Here is a 401-nt window from a genome sequence, read left to right as displayed (position 1 = left end):
ACGTATTGATGCTTGATGAGCCCTCCATGGGCCTTGCTCCCATCATTGTGGAACAAATTTTTGAAATCATTAGTGAACTCAACAAAACGGGTATGACAATATTGCTGGTTGAACAAAATGCGTTTCAAGCATTACAAATTGCTGACCGCGGCTATGTCATTCAAAATGGTGAAATCGTACTCGAAGGCTTGGGAAAGGAGTTAATGACTAATGAGCAGGTTCAAGAAGCCTATTTAGCCTAGATCAATTCTATTTATACCAACCATAATTCATTATGGGTAGAGCATAAATAATTTAGTAAAAGTATTTGTTCTTATATTTTACATTTAACTGCACATCCTAAAATAGGAGAGGTGTTTAATGAAAAATTCAAGGTTTTTATTAGTAATTATGAGGATTCT

Annotated in this window: 1 pseudogene; it reads left to right on the top strand. The window is 34.7% G+C overall.

The annotated features are described in order from the left end of the window. Positions 1-242: pseudogene (locus AC2JF9_RS10090) on the top strand (ABC transporter ATP-binding protein); the annotation flags it as partial. Positions 243-401 lie beyond the last annotated feature (159 nt).

The sequence above is a fragment of the Lactobacillus sp. C449L genome, from assembly GCF_059900815.1.
This window is presented reverse-complemented; position numbering and strand designations above follow the sequence as displayed.